Source organism: Streptomyces sp. NPDC034103 (assembly GCF_055575395.1).
In genome coordinates this window covers 310024-326353 of the sequence record NZ_JBVISS010000003.1, presented here as the reverse complement: position 1 = coordinate 326353, position 16330 = coordinate 310024, and the positions used below count along the sequence as shown (strand labels likewise).

Below are 16330 nucleotides of genomic sequence, written 5' to 3'. Positions count from 1 at the left end.
TCGGTCACGCCGGGTGCGCGTGGGCGACCCGGCGCAGCACCGTCGGGTAGGGCAGGGTCGTGGCGAGTTCACGGGCCCGGGCCGCGCACCGGCCGGCCTCCTCGGTGCGGCCGAGGACCGCCAGTGCCGTCGCCTGCGCGGTGCGGGCCTCGCACTCGGTCACGGCCTCACCGGTGCCGGCGGCCCGTACGGCCTCCTGCGCGGCGAGACCGGCGGCGCGGGCCGGGTCACCGGCCGTCAGATGGGCCCAGGCGGCGATGACGGGGACACCGGTGCCGGAGACGCCGGTCAGCAGCGCGAGCGCCCGGTCGGGCCGGACCTCGCGCAGGGCCAACTCGGCCTGTGCGGTGCGCACTTCGTACTCGGCCTGGTGGTCGGGGCGGCGGGCCAGGCAGTCGGTCGCGCGGGACAGCAGCTCCTGGGGGCCGGGCAGGACGGAGCGGGGTCCGCCGCGCAGCTGGACGCGGGCGAGGGCGGCGAGGGCGTACGGCAGGGTGGGCCCCGGGCGGGCCTCCGCCTCGGTGACGGCGTCGGCGGCGAGGGCGGCGGCCTCCTCGACCTCGCCGAGGAGCAGGTGCACCTCGGCGAGGTTGGCCTTCTCGAACGCCGTCGCCTCCAGGTCGCCGCCGCGGTCGGCGAGGTCCAGGGCGCGGCGGCCGGTGGCCACGGCCTCGTGCAGGCGGCCGGAGCGGCGGGCGTGCTCGCGCAGGATGGACAGGACCCCGGCCAGCAGGCGGGGGTCGCCGTGGGTCTCGGCGTGCGGGAGCGCGGCGTCGGCCGCCGCCCGGGCCTCGGGGAGGCGGCCGGTGAGCGCGAGGGCGGTGGACCGCTGGGCGAGGGCGCGGGCGAGCAGCCCGGCGTCGGCCGGGTCCACCGGCGCGGCCCCCAGGGCGCGCTCCGCCTCCCGGGCCGCCGTCAGGCACCGCTCGTAGTCGCCCGTCACGAAGCACAGGACGCCCCGCGCCAGGTGATGGGCGGCGCTCGTCCGCCGGGGGGCGCCGGGGTCGGGGCGGTGGGCGCGCAGCAGCGCCAGGCCCTCCTGTGCCGCGCCGGTCCTCGCCAGCGCCTCCGCCAACTGGGCCGCGGCCCCGACCTGTTCGTTCCGGCCGCCGTGGCGGCGCAGGTCGGCGAGGGCATCGCGCAGGACCCGTACCGCGTCCTCGTGGCGGGCCATGCGGCGCAGCACGGCGGCATGGTCGAGGCGGACCCGGGCGGCCTGGACGGCCACCGCGTCGAGGCGGGCGGTGAGTTCGCCGTAGTAGTGGTCGGCGCTGTCGTCGGCGCCCACGGCCGCGGCCCGGCGTGCCGCTCGGTGCAGGTGGTCCGCGGCGCGCGGGTCGTCGGCGCCGGTGAGGTGCGCGGCCACGGCGTCCACCGCGCCGGGCCGCCGGCGCAGCAGCAACTCGGCGTACGCGGCGTGCAGGTGGCGGCGGCGGGCGGCCGACAGTCGCTCCCGGCACGCCAGCCGGATCAGCGGATGCCGGAAGCCCAGCCCGGTCACGGTCCGCCCGTCCGCCGGCACCGCCCGCTCCTCCAGTACGGCGGCGGCGAGCGCGGCGTCGATGCCGTCGACGACGGCCCGCGGGGACAGGGGGTCCCGCGGGTCCGCGGTGGCTCCCGCGACCTCCCGCACCTCGTCCGGTGTCGCGACCCCGCCGCACGCCACCGCCACCACCTCGACGACCCGGCGCGCGGCCGGGCCCAGCCGGGAGAGCCGGTCGGCGACCAGGAGGCGGACGCCCTCGGGCGGTGCGAGGTCCTCGTAGGCGGCCGTCCCGGAGCTCGCCTTGGCCAGTTCCACGGCGAACAGGGGGTGGCCCAGGGAGAGTTCCCAGACGCGTTCCAGGGCGGGGGCGGCAGGGCCGTCGGTACCGGCCGCCGGGGTCGCCGCGTTCGCCGCCAGCGTCAGGCAGTCGGCGCGCTCCAGCCGGGACAGGCGCAGACGGTGGGCCGCGCCCTGGCGGACGAGGGTGTCGAGGAGGGCGTGTCGCGGGTCGGGCTCGGGGAGGTCCTCGGGGCGGTAGGTCGCCAGGAAGCGCACCCGGGACGTTCCGGGGGCGTGGCGGGCCAGCCGGCTCAGCAGGTGCAGCGAGGCGGTGTCGGCGGCGTGGACGTCGTCCAGCACGACCAGCGCCCCGCCGGACGCCGCCGCCGCGGCCAGCAGTGCGCGGACGGCCGCGAAGATCCGCTCGCGCTCGTGGCCGGGACCGCCGTGGCGCCCCGGCACCGGACCGATCTGGCCCAGCGACGGCAGCAGCGCCGCCAGCTCGGGGTACTCCGTGCCCGCCCGGGCCCGCTCGGCCGCCGGGCGTCCGGCCAGCCAGCCCTCCAGGGCCTCCACGAACAGTGCGTACGGTGCCTGCCCGGCCGTGTCGTGCCCGGCGCCCCACAGCACGGCCGCCCCGTCCGCCGCCGCTCGCCGTGCCGCCTCGGCGGCCAGCCGGGTCTTGCCGATACCCGCCTCGCCGCCGATCAGGGACAGCGCGGGGCGGTCGGGGGCGAGGAGGCGTTCCAGTTCGGCCCGCCGGCCCACGAAGGGCGCCGCCGCGAGGGTGTCGACCACGACCGGCGGCGGTGTCGGCCCGGCGGGCGGGGGCCGTTCGAGGACCGTCGGAGCCGTGCCCAGGGCGGCGCGGTGCAGCGCCTCCGTCTCGGGGCCGGGCCGTATGCCCCACTCGGCGTCCAGCGCGCGTCGGCACTGGTGGTACTGGGCGAGTGCGCGGCGCCGCATGCCCTGGCGGAGGTAGGCGTCGATGAGGACCCGGTGGGCGCGTTCCTCGGCGGCGCTGTCGGCGAGGATCCGGCGGGCGGTGGCGGCGGCCCGTTCCGGCTCGCCGTCGCTCAGGTAGGACTCGGCGAGGGTGAGCCGTACGGAGTCGCGCAGCGCGTCGAGGCGCTCGCGCCGGGCCTCCACCCAGGGGGTGTAGCGGCGCTCGGGGAGCAGTTCACCGGTGAACGTCTCCAGGGCGGCGGCCAGGTCCCCGGTGGTCCGGGTGCGCAGGGCCCGTTCGGCGAGGGACTCGGCCTCGTCGGCGTCGATCCACACCGTGTCGGGCGCCAGCCGGAGCAGCGCGCCCTCGCCGACGAGGTAGGAGGACGGGGTGCGGGGGGCCAGCTCCGGTTCCAGGGCGCGGCGGGCGGCGTGCAGGGCGACCCGGAGGCTGCCGAGGGCGGCGGGGGTGCCGGCCGTGTCCGGCCAGCACATCTCGATGATCTCCTCGCGGTGGCGGACCCGGCCGGGGGAGACGGCGAGCAGTTCGACGAGGCGGCGGGAGCTGGGGCGCGGCCAGCGGTCGGCCACGGGGGGTCCCCCGTCACGTTCCCCGCGGAAGCCGCCGAGCAGGTACAGCCGCAGGACGGGCGGCGCCGGCAGGCGCGCGGCACCGTGGGCAGGTCCTGCGTTTCCGCTGCTCATCAGGGCCGCACTCTAGCCCGGACCACCGTTTCGACCGGAATATGACTGGACAAATCACCGGAGGCCCCGCGGTGCTCCCCTGTCGAATCGACCTCATCGACCTCATCAGCCTCACGGGGCTCCCGGCGTGTATCCCTACCCCCCACAGGAGGGATACGGCGGCTCCTGTCCCGAGGGGTTTACACGGCCCTGCTCGTGGCCAATGTGTCGGAACAGGGCCGATGGACCGACCTTAGGCAGCGGGCGTTACCGGCAAATTACTGAGGTTCCCAGTTCGGAATGCGGACATTCCCGTCCGTGGCCCCCCGCATCCCGTGCGCTGCCAACTGGGCGCGCTTGAGGGAAGGTTGACCACTTCACGGGAGAGTCCTGACCGCTTTGCGGGAGAGTCGAGAGACGGCACGGTCCTAGATTCTGCGCATGCCCCCACAGCCCCCCGCGCCCCTCCCCGTCCTGCCGTACCGCAAGCCCACCCAGGGCCGTGACTACTGGGTCCTGGACGATGTCCTGCCCGACCCGGACGCCGTACGGCAGCGCTGCCTCGCCAAGGACGACTGGGTCGAGGGGTACCCGCACAAGCCGGAGGCCTGGCCGGGGCTGCGGGCCATGCCGGGACTGGAGCCGGACGAACTGGCCCGGGTCGAGCGGCTGGTGCGGCAGGCCACCGGTGCCCGGGAACTGTGGGTGCAGAAGACGCCCGGGGGCGGCACCCTCAACCACAACTGCGTGCAGGTCGTCGGCGAGGGCGAGTCCACGCCCCGCCCGCACACCGACTCCCGCACCCTGTGCCGGTACGCGGCCGTCCTCTACCTCAACCCCGGTGTCCCCAAGGACTGCGGCACCAGCTTCTACCGCCAGTCCCTGCCGGGCGGGCGGCTCGGCGGCAACGTCGTCCAGGCCCCGCACAACAACCTCGTCGACGCGCTCGGCACCCGGTTCGTCGCCCCGGACGCCTTCGAGGAGGACGTGCGGGTGCCGCACAGGGCCAACCGGCTGCTGCTCTACCACGCCAACCTCGTCCACAGCGCGACCGGCTACTGCGGCGGCACGCTGGCGGAGAAGCGCATGACGGCGGTGTTCTTCTGGATGGCGTGAGGGGGGTCGCGCGGGCCGGGTCCTGGTGAGCGGTGTGCTCGCGGGCCGGGTTCTCGTGAGCGGGGTGCTCGCGAGTGGTGTTCTCGCCGGTGGTGCGGGACCGTGCGGGTTCAGTAGCGCACGGCGCGGGCCACCTTCGCCTTGAGGGTGCCCGACAGGTCCCGGTTGCTGCGGGCGGTCGCCTTCTTCGTGCCGCCCGGGGCCACGTCGGAGACCGTCACGGCGACCGTGTCGCGCCGGTTGCCGCCCTCGTCGGTGAAGTCGACCTGGACGAGGAAGGACTTGCGCGCGTCGTCGGTGTTGCGCACGGTCACCTCCGCCTCGGCACGCCCGCCGGCACCGGCGGCGGGCGTGCCCACGCTCACGTCGCCCTTCGCGTCGATGCCGCCCTTGACGTCCTCGAACCTCTTGCCCACCTCAGCGGTCGCCTCCTGGGCCGCCGAGGCGGCCTTGCTCACCACCGACCCGGGGGTGTCGTCGCCGGAGCAGCCGGTGAGCGCGGTGAGGGCGGCGGCCGTGACCACCGCCGCCAGGGTCGTGCGGTAGCCCGTCATATCGCCTCCAGGGGGTGCGGGTCCTCCCAGTGAAGATCCCCGGGCCCGTGACCGCACCCGGGCCGTCACCCGTTCGGCTCAGCCCCCGTGGTGACCGTCGACGTCCCCGCCCATGGTCGAAGCATCACCGACCCGAGAAACGGGGTACGACCATGACGCAGCAGCCGCACGCCACACCCCCTGTGTGGGACAAGGACAAGGACCACCGGCAGACCACGCCCCCCACGCCGGCCGACATGCCGGCCGGCAGCGGGTTCGCGACCGGCGGGCTCGTCTTCGCCGGTGTCCTGATGCTGGTCAACGGAGTCCTCGCGGTCCTCCAGGGCATCTCCGCGCTCGCCAAGGACGACGTCTACGAGCGCGTCAACGACTACGTCTACGAGATGAACCTGACCGGCTGGGGCTGGACCATGCTGGTCCTCGGCGTGGTCCTCCTGGCCGTCGGCTTCGGCGTCCTCAAGGGCGCCTGGTGGGCCCGGATGACCGGTGTCTTCCTCGCCTCGGCGAGCATGGTGCTGCACTTCCTGTTCCTGCCCTACGCACCGGTCTGGTCCATGATCATGGTCGCCGTCGACTTCTTCGTGATCTGGGCCCTGGCGACCGCACCCAGCCCCGCCCGGCGCGGCACCGCCTGATCAGGGCACCCGAGGTCGGCCGCGGCACCGCGGCCGACCTCACGGCGTGCCCGTCCCGCACCGGTCGGTGGGGCGGCTCGGGCCCACGCCGTCAGGTGTGTCCCAGGCCGCCGCTGCCGAAGGATCCGCTGGACCCGGGCAGCCAGCGCCGGGGGCGCTGATCCTCGCCGCGTCTGGTGCCCGCGTGACGGAGCTGGTACGGCATGAGCCGTTCCCGCCCCGCGAGCGGGATCTCGTCCGGCTCCCGCATCTCCCTGATCTCGCGGATCGCGCCGGTGCTGGGGAGGCTGGGCTGCTCGTCCGGGCGGGGGCGGGGCAGTTCCCGGTCCCGCACCCGCATGCCGAACTGCACGGCCCAGATCAGCGCACCGGAGATGACCGCGCCACCGATGAACGCGGCGACCACGTTGAGCACGTCGCTCCCCGCGGCCGCCATTGCGAACGCTGCCGTATTCATAGTGCGATTATCGCCGAATTGCCCGGAAAAGTCAGTCTCGGGCGGGAGGGTCGTCGCGGGGGTGACCGTCGCACGGGGTGACAGCCACGGGGGGTGACAGCCAGGGGGCCGCGACGGGTCACATCCACCACGGGCCGCATCGACAACGAGTCGTATGCACAACGGGCCGCATCCACCACGGGGAGCATCCACAGGGTGTGAACAACCCTGCGGCAACCCGCTCGCGGCCGGCGCCGACACAGAGGTGAAGTCCCACCCCCACGAAGGGAGTTCACCTCCATGCGCACCCGTCTCGCGCGCCTCGTCGCCGTCCTCACCGCCGTACTGGCGACCGCCTTCACCACGGCGGCCCCGGCCCGGTCGGCGGACAACTGGACCCCGCCCGCGGGCCTGGCCCAGCCGCTCAACGAGGTCTGGAACCACGTCGAGTCGACGTATCCCGACCTCTACGGCTTCCGCAACTACGGCTGGGACCAGGTCATGGCCAACAAGGGGAGCGTCAACTACTGCGTCCGCTGGGAGTCCGACGCCCCCGTCAGCGCCGCCCTGCGCGACCGGATCCACGCCCAGCTGAAGAAGCAGTTCGGCAAGTGGATGTCGGCCATGCTCGACAACGGCACCGGCACCAACGCCTGGCCGTACCGCGATGTGCCCGTCAACATCGTCGGCTGGGCGGTGAAAAACCGCTCCACACTCCAGTGGACCGACAACTCGGTCGACATCTACGTCAACAACCTGGACGACGGCGGCGCCCCGCAGTGCGCGCCCGACTGCGGCCGCTTCTTCCACCAGGACGGCACCTACTCCCGGTGCCCCGGCGGCGTAACCCGCCACTACGACCAGTCCCTCTGGCTGACCAAGGGCTTCCAGGGCGGCGCGGGCGGCGACTGGGGCCAGCGGGTCGGCCAGGAGTACTTCACCGGCGCCCTCGACCAGGAGAACATCCACATCTATCTCCACGAAGTCGGCCACACCTTCGGACTGGACGACTTCTACGACTGGACGCCGACCGGCCAGTGCTGTTTCCTCATGAAGGCCGGATCGGCGGCCCAGATCACGGAGTTCGACAGGTGGATGCTGCGTGACTTCTGGCGCCATCTGAAGAGCCGCTACGGACTCTGACCTGTTCTGCAAAGAGGAGCGCGGGTGGGCGAGGCGGAGAAGGCGCCGGTCCTGGTGACCGGCGGCAGCGGCTTCGTGGGCAGCCACCTGGTGAAGCGGCTGCTGGAACGCGGCTACCAGGTCCGCACCACGGTCCGCTCCACGGCGAACACGGCGAAGACCCGGCCCCTGACGGCGATGCGGGACCGATTCCCCGGCAGGCTCGACCTGTTCGAGGCGGACCTGCTCGCCGAGGGCTCCTTCGACGAGGCCGCGCGGGGCTGCGGCACCGTCTTCCACGTCGCCTCCCCGTTCCTCGTACCGGAGAAGATCAAGGACGGCCGGCGGGACGTCGTCGAACCCGCCCTGCACGGCACCCGCAACGTCCTCGGCGCCATCGAGCGCACCCCGGCCGTCCGCCGCCTCGTCCTCACCTCCACCGTCGGCGCGATCTTCGGCGACTACGCCGACGTACGGGAGATGAAGGACGGGATCCTCTCCGAGGAGTACGTCAACACCACCAGCACGGTGGAGAACAACCCGTACCACTACGCCAAGACGGTCGCGGAGCAGGCGGCCTGGGAGGCGGCGAGGGCGCAGGACCGCTGGAGCATGGTCGCGCTCAACCCCGGTCTGATCCTCGGTCCGTCCCTCACCCCGGCCTCCGACTCGGGCAGCCTCTTCCTGCTGGAGGAGCTGTTCAAGGGCTACTTCTTCTACGGCGCCCCGGACTTCAGCTTCACCACCGTCGACGTCCGGGACGTCGCCGAGGCGCACATCGCGGCGGCGGAGAACCCGCACGCGCACGGCCGTTACATCCTCGCGGCGCCCACCATGACGTCCTTCCACGACATGTCCCGCATCCTGCGCGCCCACCACCCCCGCGACCTGCGGCTGCCCCGCACCCGGCTGCCGCACTGGCCGGTCCGGGTCCTCGGCCCCGCCTTCGGGCTCACCCAGGACTACATCCGCAAACACCTCGGCATCCGCTTCGAGGTCGACAACAGCCGCGGCGTCCGCGAGCTCGGCCTCACCTACCGCCCGGTCGAGGAGACCCTCCTGGACCACTACCGGGCGTGGCGGGCAGCGGCGCGCTGACCTCGTCCGGCCCGGCGACGGGGGACGGCTACGCCGGGACGTCCCGGGGCACGACGGTCACCCGGCGGAAGTTGCACCCGGCCGCCGACACGCCGCGCTGCCCCTGATGGGCCTTGAGAGCCATGCTCATCAGGCTCAGCAGCAGATCGACGTCCGTGTCGCAGTCCAGGTGGACGGTGACCCAGCGGGAGCCGGGGACGAGACGTATCGCGGTGGACCCCCGCAGGTCGCCCGCGAACCGCTCGATGGCGCGGCCGGTCAGGTGGAGGTCCACGTCCCGGTCGGAGTGGAAGTGCGCGATCTCGCCGTGGACGGAGCGCAGCGCCCGCCCGGTGCCGCAACTGGGGTGTCCGGTACGGAGATCGGGCCAGACGTGGAGGCGCTCGAAGGCACGCTCGGCGAGAGTCATGTGACCATCGTCGCCTGCTCACCCCGCCGCAACCAGAGGTTGAGCGAAACGTAACCGGGGCGTGAGGTGCGCGGGCGCGCGTCGCCCGTTCGGTTGTTTTCCTTCCCAACAGGCAACCCAGGCACTGCCTTTACCACTCTCACAGGGTGCTCACAGGCCGGTCGAGAGGACACGTGCGGCGCGATGGGGGTGCGTCCACACCGTCGGCCGGCCCGGGGGTTGTCCAGTCCGATGCCCCTGACCAGGGCACTCGCAGACGAGGAACCGATGACCAGTCAGAAACACCACAGCCGGACCCGGTTGAGGAACTCCGCGCTCGCCGCGGGTGCCGCGCTCACCGTCGTCGCCACCGCGGCCGGAGCGGCTCCCGGTGCCGGGGCGGCACCCGCGGCCACGCCCGGCAAGCCGAAGCTCAAGCTGATCGCCGCGTCGAACCACGTGACGCTCGACCGGTATCAGGGGGAGCCCGGGGTCTACTTCGACCTCGGGACGTACGTGACCGTCGACAACGCGCCGCTGGAGTTCAAGGTGACGCGCAAGTCGTACAAGGACCCCGTGGTCGCGAAGCAGATCCTGCGCGACGGGACCCACACCACCACCAAGACGCTGCCCGCCGGGCTGGTGAAGGACTTCACGGGCCTGCCCGGGTTCCTGCAGGTGTCCGTCAAGAACGCGGCGGGCCAGGAGGTGTCCAAGACCGAGGGCACCTTCTGCCCGAACAACGCCTCCGGACGCCTGCGCCCGGACGCCCCGGCGACCTCGCACTATCCGGAGAGCTGCCCCACCAACCCCTTCACGCTCGGCTCGGTGTGGGGCGTGGAGAAGGGCTGGGCGTCCAACTCCAGCACCGTCGACTACGACAAGCCCGTCGACCTGCCGGCCGGTGAGTACACGGCCAAGGTGACGGTGGCGAAGAAGTACCGGGAGCTCCTCGGCATGCCGAACGAGCAGCGGACGATCAAGGTGACCGTCCGCGAGATCACCGACGGCGGCGGTGGCGGTGGCGGCGGCGTGGGCATGACCCGTGGCATGAGCCACGGCGCGCACGGCGCGCACGGCGCGCACGGCGCGCACGCCGCCCACGGCGCGTCCCACCACTACGGTCCGCGCGGCGCCGACGAGCCCACGCCCGGCATGCTGTCGCACGCCCTGGAGGACCGCGGTCTGGCCCACCACCTGGGCGACGGCCGTGGCCACACCGACGGCTCCCGGATCGCGCCCGCGCTGAAGCCGGCGAGCAAGCGGCCCACCGGCCGGGCCGGTGCCCCGGCGGGCGTGCCCAAGCCTGACCTGCGCTCGCTGCCCGCCTGGGACATCGCCATCACCGACGGCGAGGACGGGGACGCGGCCGGCAAGGACTACCTCGCCTTCAGCGCCAACGTCTGGAACGCGGGACCGGCGCCGCTCGTCGTCGACGGCTTCCGCAAGCCGGGCGCGGACCTGATGGACGCGTACCAGTACTTCTACGACGCCAAGGGCAAGCAGGTCGGCTACGCGCCGACCGGCACCATGGAGTGGGACCCGCGGATCGGCCACGAGCACTGGCACTTCACGGACTTCGCGAGCTACCGGCTGCTCGCCGCGGACCAGCACGAGATCGTCAAGAGCGGCAAGGAGGCGTTCTGCCTCGCCAACACCGACGCGATCGACTACACGGTGAAGAACGCGAACTTCCACCCGTACAACACCGACCTGTCGACCGCCTGCGGCCAGCAGAACTCGATCTCCGTCCGTGAGGTCCTGGACGTCGGCTCCGGCGACACCTACACCCAGTACCGCCCCGGCCAGTCCTTCGACGTCACCGACCTCCCCAACGGCACCTACTACATCCAGGTGATCGCCAACCCCGAGAAGCGCCTCCAGGAGACCAACCTCAACAACAACGTCGCCCTCCGCAAGGTCATCCTCGGCGGCGAACCCGGCAAGCGCACGGTCAAGGTCCCCGCACACGGCCTGATCAACACGCCGTAACCGAAAGCCGGTCACCTCTCCCTCCGCCGACCGCGAGGGGTCGCGGAGGGGGAGGCCCGGTGCGCGTGCCCGGCGCCGGAGCGTCGAGCCGGAAAATGTGAAACAAGCCGACGTGCCTCGGGGAGATTCCGTACCGGGCTCCTGTGGGCGGTGTTCCCGCGAGACGCTCGGAACGCTCCGCCGCTCCACTGTTCGGAAGGCACGTAAGTGAACGTTCGTACCCCTCGCAGAGCCACCGCACGTCGCACCGGCCTCGCCCTCACCGCCGCCGTCTCGGCCCTGCTGCTCACCTCCTGCGGTGTCGTCGACGCCGTCAGCGGCAGTGACAGCTCCGCGAGCCCGAGGAAGGGCGACGACATCACGGTGGGCCTGCTCCTGCCGGACAAGGACACCCGGCGCTTCGAGAAGTTCGACCACCCCCTCATCAAGGCCCGGGTCGCCGACCTCACCCACGGCAAGGGCACGGTCCGCTACGCCAACGCCCTGGCGAGCGCCGAGCGGCAGAGCCGGCAGTTCGAGCAGATGATCGAGGCCAGGGTGGACGTCGTCCTGGTGGACGCCGTGGACGCCCAGGCCATCGCGCCCCAGGTGCGGCAGGCCAAGGACGCGGGCATTCCCGTCATCGCGTACGACCGGCTCGCCCAGGGCCCGATCGACGCGTACATATCCCACGACAACGAGCTCGTCGGCGAGGTGCAGGGCCGCTCTCTCCTGGAGGCGCTCGGCGGCAAGGCCGAGAGCGACAAGATCGTCATGATGAACGGCTCGCCCGAGGACCCCAACACCGCCCGCTTCAAGGCCGGCGCGCTCGGTGTGCTCCAGCACCACGTGGTGATCGCCAAGTCCTACGACACGAAGGAGTGGAAGCCGGAGATCGCCGAGGCGAACATGGCCAAGGCGATCCAGGCGATCGGCCTGGACGACATCGCGGCGGTCTACTCGGCCAACGACGGCATGGCCGGCGCCGTCATCGACGCCCTCAAGAAGGCCGGCGCGAAGACCATCCCCCCGGTCACCGGCCAGGACGCGGACCTCGCCGCGGTCCAGCGGGTCCTCTCCGGTGAGCAGTACATGACCGTCTACAAGTCCTTCCTGGAAGAGGCCAACAACGCCGCCGAGATGGCCGTGGCCAAGGTCCAGGCCCGCTCCATCGAGTTCGACGCCCTCACCCCCGACGCGGTCGACAGCCCCACCCAGAAGGACATCCCCTCCATGCTGGTCCCCGTGGTCGCCCTCACCAAGGACAACATCGAGGACACGGTGATCCGGGACGGGGTCTACACGGTCAAGGACATCTGCACGACGACGTACGCGGCGGACTGCGCGGCGGCGGGGTTGACGTAGGGCGGGTCAGGTCGCGGGCGTGCCGGACGGCGGTGAGTCCTGGGCGGTGTCGGACACGTCGTCGAGGACTTCGGCCGTGTGCAGGGTGTCGATGTGGTCCTCACCGAGCACGCGGCGCTGTCGGGCGAGGGTGGTCTCGGCAAGGGTGCGAGCCGACTCCGTCTCCCCCAGCTCGTCCAGATAGATGGCGAGGTTACTGGCGGTCAGCATCGTGTCGGGATGGTCCTCGCCCAGAACCCGGCGCTGTGCCTCGAAGGTACGCTCGGACAGCTCGTGGGCTTCTTCCGTCAGCCCCTGCTCGGCCAGGTAGATGGCGAGGTTGCCGGCGGAGTGCAGCGTGTCGGGGTGGTCCTCGCCCAGGACCCGGCGTTGCGCCTCGAGGGTGCGCTCGGCCAGCTCGCGGGCTTCTTCCGTCAGCCCCTGCTGGGACAGGCGGGTGGCGAGGTTCCCGGCGACGCGCAGGGTGAGGGGGTCGTTCTCGCCCAGCCGCTCCCGCCGCCGAGCCAGAAGGTCCTCTTCCAGTCGGACGGCCTCGGCGTAATCGCCGGTGGCCGCGTGGGCGCGGGCGAGGTAGGCGGCCGCGAACAGGGTGTCGTCGGCGTCGGCACCGAACCGCAGCGTCCAGGTCCGGTGCAGATCCTCCAGCCGGGGCAGCGCCGTGCCGGTGTCATCGCGGTCCAGCAGGTACCAGCAGGCCTCACAAGCCGCGTACCGGGCGCGCTGCGTGGCGAGGTCCGCGGGGTCCAGGGCCAGGAGGTGGGGCAGCAGCTCGGTCCAGCGCGGCCAGGTGCGCGGGTCGGCCGCCTCTCCGGGGTACGCGGCGGCCAGCAGCGCGCCGACGAGCTCGATGGCCTCGGCGCGTTCCTCGGCGGTGAGCTGATCGCGCAGGACGGCCTGGGTCAGGCGGTGCACCTGGATGCTCCCGCCGGCGACTCGGGCGAGCCCGGACCGTTCGACCGCTGTGAGGATCCGCCGGAAGACGCGCGGGTCGGAGAGCCGCCGTACCAGCTGTACGGCATCACCGGTCTCTCCCGCGTCGACGCCGCCGGTGGCGCAGGCGTACAGAGGAAAGGGCTCGGGCGCCAGCAGGGCGCAGGCCAGCACCAGTTGGGCCGCTTGGAGGTCCTGCCGTTCCAGCAGGCTCAGGGCGTACACCAGTTGTGCGGACAGCGGGGCGTCGTAGTCGAAGGGGGTGCCGTCGCTGACGGCCGCGTCGGCGTGGTCCTCCAACTGCTGGAGATACTGCTCCGGAGTGAACAGATGCAGGGCCTCGGCCCCCTGGACCAGCGCCAGCGGCAGGTCGTCCAAGGCCGAGGCCAGCCGGTCCGCGTCCCCCTCGTCCAGAGCCCGGTTGCGCGAGCGCAGCAGAGCCGTCGACGCCGTGCGGTCCAGGACGTCGACGTCGACCGGCGAGGCGATCTGGTGCCAGAGCGGGTCGCGGGAGGTGATCAGTACGTGCCCCTCACCGGGCGGCAGATGCCGAGCGAGCTCAGCCGGATCGTCGGCGCGGTCGAAGACGAGCAGCCAGCCCGGCCGGGTGCGCACACCCTCGCGGAGACTCCGCAGAGCCGCTTCCTCGGTCGCGCCGGATTCGGCCCAGCCAGCGGCCACCGCGAGCGCCGCCAGCTGCGCGGGAACGGGCCGGGTGGCGTCCACCCACCACACCCACGCGTAGGCACCACTGAACCGGTACGCGTACTCGACGGCCAGCTGGGTCTTCCCCACCCCGACCCGTCCGGTGAGCGCAAGCACCGGCTCCGGCCGCCCCTCGGCGGTCAGCCGGGTACGGATCTCGACCAGCAGGTCGTCCCGTCCGACGAAGTGGGCAGGGCGCGGGGGCACGTTCCACACCGGCGGTCGGCTCCCCGGCAGCCGAGGCGCCCTCTTGACCGTGGCCCCCCGCGCGTCGCTCGCCACCCCGACCGGGCCCCCCACAGCCCGCAGCAGCTCTGTCCGTGCCGTCTCGCCGTCCAGCCCGGACAGGTCGGTCTCCGGCAGCCGACGCAGCGACGCCGGCGCGACGCTGCCGTCGATGCGCAGCGGGACGAGCCTCTCCCGCGCGCCCAGCATCACGTCCGCCCTCGCCGGCGTGAGACCGCGGCGCGTGAAGTACGCCTGTGAGAACAGGACCACGTCCCGGATCTGCCCCAGCGGCCGTTCCAAGCGCGCGAAGAACTCGTCCTCCGTCTCCTCGCGCACGACGTCGGACCTGACCGTGTGCCCGGCGTCCCTCAACTGCCAGGCCACCCACTCCGCCCACGCCCGGTCCGCACCCGCGTAGGAGAGGTACAGGACTTCGTCCGGGGAAGGCGCCGCGCTCAGCGCGCCATCGTCCCGGATCCTCTCCTTGATCGCTCGCGCGACGACCGACAGGTTGTCCTCGGAAAGGACGTAGGGCTGGATCGACTTGACGATGGGGGGCAGGTCGCGCAGGACGTCCCGGGGGGTGATGACGGGAAACAGGGCGCGGTCCGTCTGCTCCTCGAGGCTCTGCCGCAGGAAATAGTTCAGCTCGGTTCGCTGGTAGGAGCTGACGGTGTCCCGGGTGACCAGGATGAAGTGCCGGCACGTGTCGACGGTGGTGTGCGGGTCCTCGTCCGGCGAGAGCGAGGAGTAGCTGGTGATTCCCTGGTCCTCCAGCAGCACGCTCAGCAGCGTCACGTCGTCGGCGGTGTTCGGGGCACCGCAGATGAACACGTCGAACCGGTAGTGCCCACCCCGCAGCCCCGTGCGGACGGCCGCGTCCACATACGCGTCCCGACTCTCCGTGAACAGCCGCACATCCCCCAGATTCCGCGCGATCAACGCGGCGATCGACGCGATGCTGTAGCTGACCAGCTGGGGGTTCCTGAAGTCCTCGGTCAGGACCGGGAGTTCCTCGCCGAAGGACCAGTACGCCGAGTAGGGGACCGTGCAGTGGTCCAGCACCCGCTCGAACGCGGCGCCCTCCGGCACCCAGGAGTCGTAGCTCGGCTTGAGTTCGGCCCGTAGCTTCTCCCGCCACTCCGAGGCCCGCTCGTACTCCTCGGTCATGTCGAACCGGCACAGCAGCGGCAACGACACCAGCCGCGACCGGTCGTACGGCAGACCGTTGCGCGCCTCGGCCGCCCGTGTCACCACGTCCAGCACGCCGTCGACGTTCTGCTGGTTCGCGGTGAACGCGTACGCCAGGATGTGCGGCAGCTGAGCCGTGCAGATGCCGCCCGAGTCCGAGATCCCGGTCCTGCTGTCGACGAGGACGACGTCGTACGACTCGATCCAGCGCTGTCGCCACTCCTCCAGCACGTCGCCGAAGGACCGTTCCGAGTACAGCGCGTCCCAGTCGATGCCCTGCACGTTCGGGATGTAGTCGCAGCCGACCCCGCCCGCGGCGATGAGGTCGAGCCCGGAGCCGTCCGGGAAGACGACCGGCGTGATGTGCCCCAGCGGGTCGACGCGCCGCTCGTCGCGGACGCCCAGCACCATCTCCACCAGGCCCGTCTCAGGGCCGCGCAGGTGCGGGCGGAAGTAGTAGTGCAGGCCGGGGGCCTCCAGGTCCCAGTCGATGCACAGGACCTTGTAACCCCACTGGGCCAGCAGCGTGGCGGTGTTGGAGAGCAGGAAGCTGCGTCCGACTCCGCCCTTGTAGGAGTAGAACGTCGCGATCTTGCCCTCGAGTTTGTCCATCACAGCCTCGGCAGACGGCTCTGGGGGCGTTCCAGGGCGGGGGGACGGTCGACGGGCCAGCCGGCCTGCCATTCCGGTGCGCGGTCGAGGAGGGTGGCGATCTCCTCCGCGACCGTGCGCATTTCTTTCTGGAAATCCATGTAGAGGGGCGTGTCCCGGAACTGCTCGCGGTCATGGGCGTACTTGCTCAGGTCCCGGCACTGCTGGGTGTTCTTCGCGTCGGGGTGGAAGTGGTCGCCGTCCGCGAACCTGATCGGGTAGATGAGGGTCGGCGCCCGGCCGTTCGTCGCCTCCAGGGCGGCCTGGCGTTTGCGCATGCTCACCCACTCCGCCATGCACCACTCCGAGCGGAAGTACGGCGGCGACCAGATCGCCACCAGGCAGCGGGCCTTCAGGAGCGCGTCTTCCAGCCTCTCGGGCCACGGTGTGCCCACGGGTATGTCGTAGTCGACGAAGACCCGGGGGTCGTCGGGCAGCACGTCCTCCAGCGACAGGGTGAGTTCACGCTGGAAGTGGTTCCGCACCCAGTCCTTCACGTGTCCCTTGTGGCTGTAACTGATGAACACGTCCCACTCGTAGTCCACC

The 16330-nt window shown here is 72.2% G+C and carries 12 protein-coding genes; 6 read left to right on the top strand and 6 right to left on the bottom strand.

Annotation, left to right across the window (positions count from 1 at the left end; translation table 11 throughout):
- Positions 1-4 precede the first annotated feature (4 nt).
- Positions 5-3415 carry an AAA family ATPase gene (locus tag ACZ56U_RS07705; RefSeq protein WP_469083126.1) on the bottom strand — a complete coding sequence of 1137 codons (3411 nt, stop codon included), beginning with the start codon at positions 3413-3415 and terminating at the stop codon, positions 5-7.
- Positions 3416-3835: 420 nt separating this feature from the next.
- Between ACZ56U_RS07705 and ACZ56U_RS07700 the strand changes: the two genes are divergently transcribed.
- Positions 3836-4510, top strand: coding sequence for a DUF6445 family protein (locus ACZ56U_RS07700; RefSeq protein ID WP_469083125.1), 675 nt, complete (start codon positions 3836-3838; stop codon positions 4508-4510).
- 110 nt (positions 4511-4620) lie between these two features.
- Here the strand turns inward: ACZ56U_RS07700 and ACZ56U_RS07695 are convergent, their stop codons facing one another.
- The gene (locus tag ACZ56U_RS07695; protein WP_469083124.1) at positions 4621-5064 is read right to left on the bottom strand and encodes an FxLYD domain-containing protein; all 444 of its coding nucleotides are present in this window, start codon (positions 5062-5064) and stop codon (positions 4621-4623) included.
- Between the two features lie 152 nt (positions 5065-5216).
- Here ACZ56U_RS07695 and ACZ56U_RS07690 point away from each other — a divergent pair, with 152 nt between their 5' ends.
- Positions 5217-5699, top strand: coding sequence for a DUF7144 family membrane protein (locus tag ACZ56U_RS07690; protein WP_469083123.1), 483 nt, complete (start codon positions 5217-5219; stop codon positions 5697-5699).
- Positions 5700-5790: 91 nt separating this feature from the next.
- Here ACZ56U_RS07690 and ACZ56U_RS07685 read toward each other — a convergent pair whose 3' ends face one another.
- On the bottom strand, positions 5791-6156 hold the full coding sequence (locus ACZ56U_RS07685; RefSeq protein WP_469083122.1) for a DUF6479 family protein: 366 nt from the start codon (positions 6154-6156) through the stop codon (positions 5791-5793).
- Between the two features lie 279 nt (positions 6157-6435).
- Between ACZ56U_RS07685 and ACZ56U_RS07680 the strand changes: the two genes are divergently transcribed.
- On the top strand, positions 6436-7278 hold the full coding sequence (locus tag ACZ56U_RS07680) for a hypothetical protein (protein WP_469083121.1): 843 nt from the start codon (positions 6436-6438) through the stop codon (positions 7276-7278).
- A gap of 24 nt (positions 7279-7302) precedes the next feature.
- Complete coding sequence (locus ACZ56U_RS07675) at positions 7303-8355, top strand: NAD-dependent epimerase/dehydratase family protein (protein ID WP_469083120.1); 1053 nt, start codon at positions 7303-7305, stop codon at positions 8353-8355.
- A gap of 28 nt (positions 8356-8383) precedes the next feature.
- Here ACZ56U_RS07675 and ACZ56U_RS07670 read toward each other — a convergent pair whose 3' ends face one another.
- Entirely contained in the window at positions 8384-8764 is a 381-nt protein-coding gene (locus tag ACZ56U_RS07670) for a luciferase domain-containing protein (RefSeq protein WP_469083119.1), read from the bottom strand.
- 267 nt (positions 8765-9031) lie between these two features.
- On the opposite strand from ACZ56U_RS07670, the gene ACZ56U_RS07665 reads away from it, so the two are divergent.
- Both ACZ56U_RS07665 and ACZ56U_RS07660 read left to right on the top strand, forming a co-directional pair.
- Entirely contained in the window at positions 9032-10735 is a 1704-nt protein-coding gene (locus tag ACZ56U_RS07665) for a lysyl oxidase family protein (protein ID WP_469083118.1), read from the top strand.
- A gap of 207 nt (positions 10736-10942) precedes the next feature.
- Complete coding sequence (locus tag ACZ56U_RS07660; protein ID WP_469083117.1) at positions 10943-12079, top strand: sugar ABC transporter substrate-binding protein; 1137 nt, start codon at positions 10943-10945, stop codon at positions 12077-12079.
- A 6-nt stretch (positions 12080-12085) separates the two neighbouring features.
- On the opposite strand, the gene fxsT is transcribed toward ACZ56U_RS07660, so the two are convergent.
- Together fxsT and ACZ56U_RS07650 are read right to left on the bottom strand one after the other, a co-directional pair.
- On the bottom strand, positions 12086-15745 hold the full coding sequence (gene fxsT / locus ACZ56U_RS07655; RefSeq protein ID WP_469083116.1) for an FxSxx-COOH system tetratricopeptide repeat protein: 3660 nt from the start codon (positions 15743-15745) through the stop codon (positions 12086-12088).
- A complete protein-coding gene (locus tag ACZ56U_RS07650; protein WP_469083115.1) occupies positions 15745-16329 on the bottom strand; it encodes a toll/interleukin-1 receptor domain-containing protein in 585 nt (194 codons plus the stop codon). The genes fxsT and ACZ56U_RS07650 overlap by 1 nt, the downstream gene beginning before the upstream one ends.
- Between the last annotated feature and the right edge of the window lies 1 nt (position 16330).

Bases quoted from the DNA above. Each gene is read 5' to 3' on its own strand.
- ACZ56U_RS07705 (WP_469083126.1), bottom strand. From the start codon at position 3,415: ATGAGCAGCGGAAACGCAGGACCTGCCCACGGTGCCGCGCGCCTGCCG.
- ACZ56U_RS07700 (WP_469083125.1), top strand. From the start codon at position 3,836: ATGCCCCCACAGCCCCCCGCGCCCCTCCCCGTCCTGCCGTACCGCAAG.
- ACZ56U_RS07695 (WP_469083124.1), bottom strand. From the start codon at position 5,064: ATGACGGGCTACCGCACGACCCTGGCGGCGGTGGTCACGGCCGCCGCC.
- ACZ56U_RS07690 (WP_469083123.1), top strand. From the start codon at position 5,217: ATGACGCAGCAGCCGCACGCCACACCCCCTGTGTGGGACAAGGACAAG.
- ACZ56U_RS07685 (WP_469083122.1), bottom strand. From the start codon at position 6,156: ATGAATACGGCAGCGTTCGCAATGGCGGCCGCGGGGAGCGACGTGCTC.
- ACZ56U_RS07680 (WP_469083121.1), top strand. From the start codon at position 6,436: ATGCGCACCCGTCTCGCGCGCCTCGTCGCCGTCCTCACCGCCGTACTG.
- ACZ56U_RS07670 (WP_469083119.1), bottom strand. From the start codon at position 8,764: ATGACTCTCGCCGAGCGTGCCTTCGAGCGCCTCCACGTCTGGCCCGAT.
- ACZ56U_RS07665 (WP_469083118.1), top strand. From the start codon at position 9,032: ATGACCAGTCAGAAACACCACAGCCGGACCCGGTTGAGGAACTCCGCG.
- fxsT (WP_469083116.1), bottom strand. From the start codon at position 15,745: ATGGACAAACTCGAGGGCAAGATCGCGACGTTCTACTCCTACAAGGGC.